Origin of the sequence: Sphingomonas yabuuchiae, assembly GCF_001477495.1 — a bacterium.
GTDB lineage: Bacteria > Pseudomonadota > Alphaproteobacteria > Sphingomonadales > Sphingomonadaceae > Sphingomonas > Sphingomonas yabuuchiae_A.
On sequence record NZ_LDTF01000129.1, the window covers coordinates 1 to 8,670 of the forward strand.

Below are 8,670 nucleotides of genomic sequence, written 5' to 3' on the forward strand. Positions count from 1 at the left end.
GCCTGCGGGAGGGGGAGCAATGACAGCGGGAGGGGAGAAGATAGAGCCCCGCTTCCCCCTCCACCCGCAATCCGCTAACCGGGCCGACATGGCCTTTTATCACCCGCTCCTCTTCGCGCTCGATGCCGAACGCGCCCATGGTCTGACGGTCGCGATGCTGTCGCGCTGGGGCGCACTGGGCGCACCGATGGGGGCCGATCCGGCGCGCTATCCGCGCCTTGCGACCACGGTGGCCGGAATCGACTTCGCCAATCCGCTGGGCCTGGCGGCGGGGGTCGACAAGAATGGCGAGGCGATCGACGGCTTTTTCGGCCTGGGCTTTGGCCTGGTCGAGATCGGCACGCTGACCCCGAAACCCCAACCCGGCAATCCCAAGCCCCGCCTGTTCCGGCTGGTCGAGGACAAGGGGGTGGTCAACCGCTATGGCTTCAACAATGGCGGCCTGGATGCGGGACTGGCGCGGGCGAAGGCCGCCAGGCGGAAGGGCGTGCTGGGCATCAATGTCGGCGCGAACAAGGACGCGACCGACCGGATCGCTGATTATCGGCACGGTGTGGCCTGCGCGGCACCGATCGCCGATTACGTCACCATCAACATCTCCAGCCCCAACACGCCGGGCCTGCGCGACCTGCAACATGGCGCGGCGCTCGCCGAACTGCTGGCCGCGTCGCGAGAGGCGGCGGGCCGTGTCCCGCTGTTCCTGAAGGTCGCGCCCGACCTCGACCCCGCCCAGATCGACGAGATCGCGCGCGCCGCGATCCACAACCGGCTGGACGCGATCATCATCGGTAACACCACCATCACCCGGCCGGACGTTCGGAGCGCCAACGCCACCGAAACCGGCGGGCTGTCCGGCCGTCCGCTGGCCCCGCTCGCCCGCGCGCGCCTCGCCGATTTCCGCAAGGCCACCGGGGCCGCGATGACCCTGATCGCAGCGGGCGGCATCGACTCCGGTGCGGAGGCCTATGCCCGCATCCGCGCAGGGGCCAGCCTGGTCCAGCTGTATTCGGCACTGGTCTATGAGGGGCCGGGGCTGGCCGCCCGCGTCCTCGCCGATCTCGACGCACTGCTGGCCCGCGACGGCTTTGCCAGCGTGTCCGACGCAGTCGGCGCCTGACGTTACGGCTTGGCGTGGGCCGAGCCTTGCCGCTAGGGTCGCGCCCATGAAGCACTGGCTCTTGTCCGTCGCGGCGCTGACGCTGCCGCTCGCCGCGCCTGTCGACGCGCGCCAGCCTACCGCCAAGGCTCCCGCCACCGGCATGGTCAGCGCTGCCGACCCCCGCGCGGCGGCCGCCGGGGTGGAAATATTGCGCGCGGGGGGCAGTGCGACCGATGCCGCCATCGCGACGATGCTGGCGCTGAACGTGGTCGAGCCGCAAAGCTCGGGCATCGGCGGCGGCAGCTACTGGGTGCGCCACGACGCGCGCGGCACCAATACCATCGACGCGCGCGAAACCGCGCCGATGGCCGCGACGCCCGACTGGTTCTATGGCCCCGATGGCCGCCCGCTCAGCCATGCCGATGCCGTCCCCGGCGGCCGCAGCGTCGGCGTGCCCGGCGCGCTACGCGGCATGGCGCTGGCCCATGCCCAGGGCGGCAAGCTGCCCTGGGCCCGGCTGTTCCAGCCCGCGATCCGGCTGGCGCGCGACGGGTTCCAGCTGACCCCGCGCCTTCAGACCGCGCTGACCCGCTATGGTGCCCATGTCGACGCCGCCACCCGTGCGCGGCTGACCGGCCCCGATGGACAGGTCCTCCCGCTCGGCAGTACCATCCGCAACCCCGAACAAGCCGCGCTGCTGGAGCGGATCGCCAGGCTCGGCCCCGACTTTTTCTATGTCGGCCCGCAGGCGCAAAAGCTGGTCACGACGGTCAATACGGCGCAGCGCAATCCGTCGAAGATGACGACCGGCGACCTGGCCAGCTATTCGGCCAAGCCGCGCCCGCCGCTCTGCGCCACCTATCGCGGCTATCGGATTTGCAGCATGGGGCCGTCCTCGGGCGGGGGGTCGACGATGCTGTCGATCCTGAAGCTGCTCGAACGGTTCGACATGGCCCGGCTGGGCAAGGATTCGCCGCAAGCCTGGCATCTGTTCGCCGAGGCTTCGCGCCTCGCCTATGCCGACCGCGACATGTATCTGGGCGATCCCTATTATGTCCGCGTGCCGATCAAGGGTCTATTCGACCCGGCCTATATCGCCAGCCGCTCCGCGCTAATCGCGCCCGACCGCACCATGGCCGCGGTGTCGCCCGGCACGCCGCCCGGCGCGCCGCCCCGCATGCGCGCGCCGGTCAGCGAGGTGCCCGGCACCACCGATCTCGTCGCAGTCGATGCGGCCGGTAACGTCGCCGAGGTGACGACCACGGTCGAGGGCTCGTTCGGCTCCGGCCTGTCGGTCGACGGCACGATGCTGAACAACGAGCTGACCGATTTCGACATCGTACCGGTCAAGGACGGCGATCTGGTCGCCAACCGGGTGCAGGGCGGCAAGCGCCCGCGCAGCTCGATGGCGCCGACCATCGTCTATGGCCCCAACGGCCGGGTTCGGCTGGCGATCGGCGCGGCAGGCGGATCGACCATCATCGCGCAGGTCGCCAAGGCGATCATCGGCGTCATCGACTGGAAACTGAGCGCGCAAGCTGCGATTGCCCAGGGCCTGCTCTTTGCGCCGTACAAGGTCGCCACGGTCGAACAGGGCACGGCGCTGGAGGCACTGGTCCCCGGCCTGCAAGCGCTGGGCGAGACGGTGGTCGTCGCGCCGATGGGGCTGAAGGCCAATGCCATCGAGCGGGTCGACGGCCGCTGGGTCGGTGCCGCCGATCCGCGCAGCGAAGGCGTCGCGATCGACGTGAGCGGCCGGACGACGACGATCCAGCGGGTCGGCGACAAACCGAACCGTCCGGCGGAATAAGCAAACAAAGAGCCCGATCGCGCGTTACGTCGTGCGATACGGGCCGGTGGGAGAGGCACCATGCGTACGCTCGAATATTTCCCCAATCTGATCACCATGTTCTTCACGCGCGCCGCCGAGAAGGGTGATGCGCCGTTCCTCTGGCGCAAGCAGGGCGGCAGTTGGCAATCGATCAGTTGGGCCGAGGCGGCGCGCCGGGTCGCCAGCCTGTCGGCGGGGTTGAAGGCCAGCGGGCTGCAACGTGGCGACCGGGTGATGCTGGTGTCGGAGAACCGCCCCGAATGGTGCATCGCCGATCTCGCCATCATGGCGGCGGGCGGCGTGACCGTGCCGACCTACACCACCAATACCGAGCGCGACCACGCGCACATCATCGAGAATTCGGGCGCACGCGCGATCATCGTGTCGACTCAGAAGCTGGCGACGACGCTGATGCCCGCGGCGTTGCGTTCCAACCACGTCCAGACGGTGATCGGGATCGAGGCGCTGAAGCTGGGCCAGAGCCAGATCGAATGCCGCCAATATGACGCGATGATCGCCGAGCATCCCGCCGATCCGGTGGTGGTCGCCGCACAGGCCGATTTCACCCGCGAGAATCTGGCCTGCATCATCTACACCTCGGGCACCGGCGGCGCGCCGCGCGGGGTGATGCAGCATCACGGCGCGATCCTGCACAATTGCGCCGGATGCAGTGCGGTGATCGCCGAGGATTTCGGCTGGGAGGACGAGGTGTTCCTGTCCTTCCTCCCCCTCTCCCACGCCTATGAGCATACCGGGGGCCAGCATTTCCCCATCTCGCTGGGCGGGCAGATCTATTACGCCGAAGGGCTCGACAAGCTGGCCGCCAATATCGAGGAGGTACGCCCGACGATCATGTTCGTCGTGCCCCGCCTGTTCGAGGTGCTGCACACCCGCATCGCCAAGGCGATCGAGAAGAAGGGCGGGCTGGGCGCGCGGTTGCTCGACCAGGCGCTGGCGCTGGGGGCCAAGAGCTATGACGGCCGCTTGCGGCTGATCGATCGCCCTGCGCAACTGGCGGTCAACACGCTGTTCAAGCCCAAGATCGCCAGGAAGTTCGGCGGCAGGTTGAAGGCGATGGTGTCGGGCGGTGCGCCGCTCAACCCCGAGATCGGGCTGTTCTTCCACTCGATCGGCCTCACCCTGCTGCAAGGCTATGGCCAGACCGAGGCCGCACCGGTCATCGCCTGCAACCGACCCAAGGCGGGTGTGCGCATGGACACGGTCGGCCCGCCGCTCGACAATACCGAGGTACGGATCGCCGAGGATGGCGAGATCCTGGTGCGCGGCGAGCTGGTCATGCACGGATACTGGCGCAACCCGACAGAGACGGACCGCGTGCTGAAGGACGGCTGGCTGCACACCGGCGACATCGGCGAGATCGATGCGGCGGGCCGCCTGCGCATCACCGACCGCAAGAAGGACCTGATCATCAACGACAAGGGCGAGAATGTCGCCCCCCAGAAGGTCGAGGGGATGCTGACCCTGCAACCCGAGATCGGCCAGGCGATGATCGCGGGCGACCGGCGGCCCTATATGGTCGCGCTGATCGTGCCCGATGCGGAATGGACCGCCGAATGGTGCGCGAAGTCGGGCACCGGCTGCAACCGCGCCGCGCTGGACGACGACCTGGATTTCCGGGGCGCGATTTCAGCCGCGATCGACCGGGTGAACCGCGACCTGTCCGTGACCGAGCGCATCCGCCGCTTCATCATCGCCGACGAACCCTTCGCGATCGAGAATGAGCAGCTGACCCCGTCGCTCAAGATCCGCCGCCACGTCCTTCGCGAAGTGTATGGCGAGCGGCTGGACGCGTTGTACAAAAATTGACCCGATCGGGCGGTAATCGCGCCCAACGCTTAAAGCTCGGCCCGCCCCTCCCGTTTACGGGAGGGGATGGGGGAGGGAAAGCCGCAGGCGACAGGCTCGGTGAGACTCCCTTGCCCTCCCCAACCCCTCCCGCCTGCGGGAGGGGCTAAGAAGGAAGATTCTCGGATCAGGCCGGGGTCAGCAGGCCTTCCTTGGCGATCTTGTCGCGCCAGACCAGCGGGGCCAGGGTGTGGACGTTCTGGCCTTCGGAATCGACCGCGACGGTGACGGGGAAGTTCTCCACGTCGAACTCGTAGATCGCCTCCATGCCCAGGTCCTCGAAGCCGACGACCTTCGATCCCTTGATCGCGCGGGCGACGAGATAGGCCGCGCCGCCGACCGCCATCAGATAGGCGGACTGATATTCACGGATCGCGTCGGTGGCCGCCGGACCGCGCTCGGCCTTGCCGACCATGGCCAGCAGGCCCTGGTCGAGCATCATGCGGGTAAACTTGTCCATGCGGGTCGCGGTCGTCGGGCCCGCCGGGCCGACCACTTCCTCGCCGACCGGATCGACCGGGCCGACATAATAGATGACGCGGCCCTTGAACTCGACGGGCAGTTCCTCGCCGCGGTCGAGCATGTCCTTGATCCGCTTGTGCGCGGCGTCGCGGCCGGTGAGCATCTTCCCGTTCAGCAGCAGCCGGTCGCCATGCTTCCAGCTCTTTACCTCTTCGGGCGTCAGCGTGTTCAGGTCGACGCGGCGAGCCGCCTGGAGGTCCGGCTTCCAGTCGACCTTCGGCCATTCCTCCAGCTTGGGGGCCTCCAGATAGACCGGGCCGGAGCCGTCCAGCGTGAAGTGCGCATGGCGGGTGGCGGCGCAGTTGGGGATCATCGCGACGGGCTTGGACGCGGCGTGGGTCGGCCAGTCGAGAATCTTGACGTCGAGGATGGTGGACAGGCCGCCCAGTCCCTGCGCACCGATGCCCAGCGCGTTGACCTTGTCGAACAGCTCGATGCGCAATGCCTCGATATCGTTGCGCGGACCGCGTTCCTTCAGCTGTCCCATGTCGATCGCGCCCATCAGCGATTCCTTGGCGAGCAGGACCGCCTTTTCCGCCGTGCCGCCGATGCCGATGCCGAGCATGCCCGGCGGGCACCAGCCTGCGCCCATTTGCGGCACCATTTCCAGCACCCAGTCGACGATCGAGTCGGACGGGTTCATCATCTTGAACTTGGACTTGTTCTCTGACCCGCCGCCCTTGGCCGCGACGTCGACCGTCACTTTGTTGCCCGGCACCATCTCGACATGGAGGACCGAGGGCGTGTTGTCCTTGGTATTGCGGCGGGTGAAGGCGGGGTCGGCCAGGATCGAGGCGCGCAGCTTGTTCTCGGGGTGGAGATAGGCGCGGCGCACGCCCTCATCGACGACTTCCTGAAGCGAACGGTCGCCCGACAGGCGGCAGTCCTGGCCCCATTTCACGAAGACCGTGACGATGCCGGTATCCTGGCAGATCGGGCGATGCCCCTCCGCGCACATCCGGCTGTTGGTCAGGATCTGCGCAATGGCATCCTTGGCCGCCGGGCTCTTCTCGGCCTCATAGGCCTTACCCAGGGCACGGATATAATCCATCGGGTGATAGTAGCTGATGAACTGGAGCGCGTCGGCCACGCTCTCGATCAGGTCGGTGTCGCGGATCAGGGTCGTCATGCATCCGTCCTTAGCGAAAGCAACGTGGCCCGCGCAATGGAGCGCCCCCGTTTCAACCTATCTTAACCAGCATTAGCGCAGGGTGGCGCGACATTATTGGAAACCCGCACCCCGCATGTCGCCAGCCCCCTCCAAGACCCTGTCCTTCCTCGCCCTGATGGGCCTGGCCGAGGATAATGACGAGCTGCTGGTGTCATTGCATCTCGGGCGCCTGAAGACGCTGTGCCGTACCTGGCCGCTGGCCGTCCTGCAGACTCTGGTGGCCGTGGCGACTATCCTGGGGTTCGACCCGTTGGGCGGACCGTCGCCCCAGCGGATGGAAAAGGCGGTGGCTGGCGGCCTGATGATGGCGGCGACGCTGGCCTTCGGTTTCGTCCTGTGGCGCGGCGTCTCCCGGCAATGGCCCTTCTACCGGCTGAAGCAATGGCTGAGCGTCATGGGCCTGCTGGTCGCGCTGGCCACCGGGCCGATGCTGTTGATCGTGGCGAATGCGCATCACGGCACCGGCGGATGGGTGGCCGTGCTGACGCTCGCCTGCACCATGTGGGCGACCGCATCGATGCTGAACGCGGTGCGCGGCGCCCTTCTGGGCTATTCCTTCGGCTTCGCGTTTCTGGCGCCGGTCACGGCACTGGCCTGGGGCGTGTCGGTCCTGCCGGTCCTGGCGGCGGTCCTCCCGCCGCTGATCTTCCTGGTCCTCAAGGCACGCGCCGTCGGGCAGCTCGATTATGACGGCGCCCGCGACCGCGCCCAGGCCTTTGGCCAGGGGCAGCAGGCGGTCAAGATGATCGCCGAGTTCGAGGAGCATGGCACCGGCTGGTTCTGGGAAACCGATCGGCACGGGCGGCTCACCTATCTTTCGGACAAGGTCGCGCGCGATCTGGCCGCCTCGGGCATCGACAGTCGCGGGCAGGTGCTGACCGAGCTGTTCCAGATGGACCCCTCCGCCCCCGGCACCGAGCGGACCCTGTCCTTCCACCTGTCGTCGCGCACCGGCTTTTCCGATTATACCGTCTGCGCGGTGGCCGAGGGCGGGGCGGCGTCGGAACGCTGGTGGTCGATCTCCGGCCGACCGATCCTGGACAGTATCGGCCGGTTTCGCGGCTTTATCGGTTCGGGCTCCGACCTGACCGAGAAGCGCCGCTCGGAGGCGGAGATCACCCGCCTGGCACTGTTCGACAGCCTGACCGGACTGGCCAATCGCCAGCGCATGACCCTGTCGCTCGACAAGACGTTGAAGCAGTCGATCCATCCCTGGCGCCCCAACGCGCTGTTCCTGATGGACCTCGACCGGTTCAAGGCGGTCAACGACACGCTGGGCCATCAGGCGGGCGATTTGCTGCTGCAACAGGTCGCGCGGCGGCTGGAACAGGTGGTCGGCGATGTCGGGCTGGTCGGGCGGCTGGGCGGCGACGAGTTCCAAATCCTGCTGCCCGGCATCGATGCGCGCGACCGGCTGGCCATGCTGGCGGACCGGATCATTGCCGCGCTGTCGCATCCCTATGACATTCTTGGCAACGAGGTCACGATCGGCTGTTCGATCGGCATCGCCATCGCGCCCTATGACGGCGAGGATTCGCAGACGCTGATCCGCAACGCCGATCTGGGCCTGTACGCGGCCAAGGGTGACGGGCGCGGCGTCCACCGTTTCTATGCCGAGGCGATGTTGGAGGGTGCGCGCAGCCGCAAGCGCATGGAGGAAGACCTGCGCATCGCCGTCGCGCAGGGGCAGTTCCGCCTCGTCTACCAGCCGATCGTGTCCACCCGCGACGCGATGATCGTCGGTTACGAGGCGCTGCTGCGCTGGCACCACCCCGAACAGGGCAACATCCCGCCATCGCAGTTCATCCCGGTCGCCGAGGATTGCGGCCTGATCGAACAGATCGGCGAATGGGTGATGCGCACCGCCTGTGCCGAGGCGGCGGGCTGGCCGCAGGAGGCGCGCGTCGCGGTCAACGTGTCGTCGATCCAGTTCGCCAAGCCGCATCTGCCCGCACTGGTCGCGCAGGCGCTGGCGCAATCGGGTCTCGCGGCGGCACGGCTGGAGCTGGAGATAACCGAGAGCGTCTTCCTGAACGATAATCAGGAATCGCATCGCCAGTTCGCCGCGTTGAAGGCGCTGGGCATCCGACTGGCGCTCGACGATTTCGGCACGGGCTATTCGTCGCTCGGCTATCTGCGTCATGCGCCGTTCGACAAGATCAAGATCGACCAGTCCTTCGT

5 protein-coding genes are annotated in these 8,670 nt (G+C 67.6%); 4 read left to right on the forward strand and 1 reads right to left on the reverse strand.

Going from position 1 to position 8,670, the window contains the following annotated elements; genetic code table 11:
* Positions 1-88: 88 nt before the first annotated feature.
* From NS355_RS17465 to NS355_RS17475, 3 genes are read left to right on the forward strand one after another with little or no spacing between them, the layout of a single operon-like run.
* A complete protein-coding gene (locus tag NS355_RS17465; RefSeq protein ID WP_058746842.1) occupies positions 89-1,117 on the forward strand; it encodes a quinone-dependent dihydroorotate dehydrogenase in 1,029 nt (342 codons plus the stop codon).
* A 46-nt stretch (positions 1,118-1,163) separates the two neighbouring features.
* Complete coding sequence (ggt, locus tag NS355_RS17470) at positions 1,164-2,909, forward strand: gamma-glutamyltransferase (RefSeq protein ID WP_209445131.1); 1,746 nt, start codon at positions 1,164-1,166, stop codon at positions 2,907-2,909.
* A gap of 60 nt (positions 2,910-2,969) precedes the next feature.
* A complete protein-coding gene (locus NS355_RS17475; protein WP_058746843.1) occupies positions 2,970-4,757 on the forward strand; it encodes an AMP-dependent synthetase/ligase in 1,788 nt (595 codons plus the stop codon).
* 166 nt (positions 4,758-4,923) lie between these two features.
* On the opposite strand, the gene NS355_RS17480 is transcribed toward NS355_RS17475, so the two are convergent.
* A complete protein-coding gene (locus tag NS355_RS17480; RefSeq protein WP_058746844.1) occupies positions 4,924-6,447 on the reverse strand; it encodes a fumarate hydratase in 1,524 nt (507 codons plus the stop codon).
* 115 nt (positions 6,448-6,562) lie between these two features.
* Here NS355_RS17480 and NS355_RS17485 point away from each other — a divergent pair.
* Positions 6,563-8,670, forward strand: a 2,108-nt coding sequence (locus tag NS355_RS17485) for a putative bifunctional diguanylate cyclase/phosphodiesterase (protein ID WP_244489741.1), incomplete at its 3' end; no start/stop codon positions are given.

What these genes read in the sequence shown, in the direction of transcription:
- NS355_RS17480 (WP_058746844.1), bottom strand. Translation starts at nt 6,447, where the DNA reads ATGACGACCCTGATCCGCGACACCGACCTGATCGAGAGCGTGGCCGAC.
- ggt (WP_209445131.1), top strand. Translation starts at nt 1,164, where the DNA reads ATGAAGCACTGGCTCTTGTCCGTCGCGGCGCTGACGCTGCCGCTCGCC.
- NS355_RS17475 (WP_058746843.1), top strand. Translation starts at nt 2,970, where the DNA reads ATGCGTACGCTCGAATATTTCCCCAATCTGATCACCATGTTCTTCACG.
- NS355_RS17465 (WP_058746842.1), top strand. Translation starts at nt 89, where the DNA reads ATGGCCTTTTATCACCCGCTCCTCTTCGCGCTCGATGCCGAACGCGCC.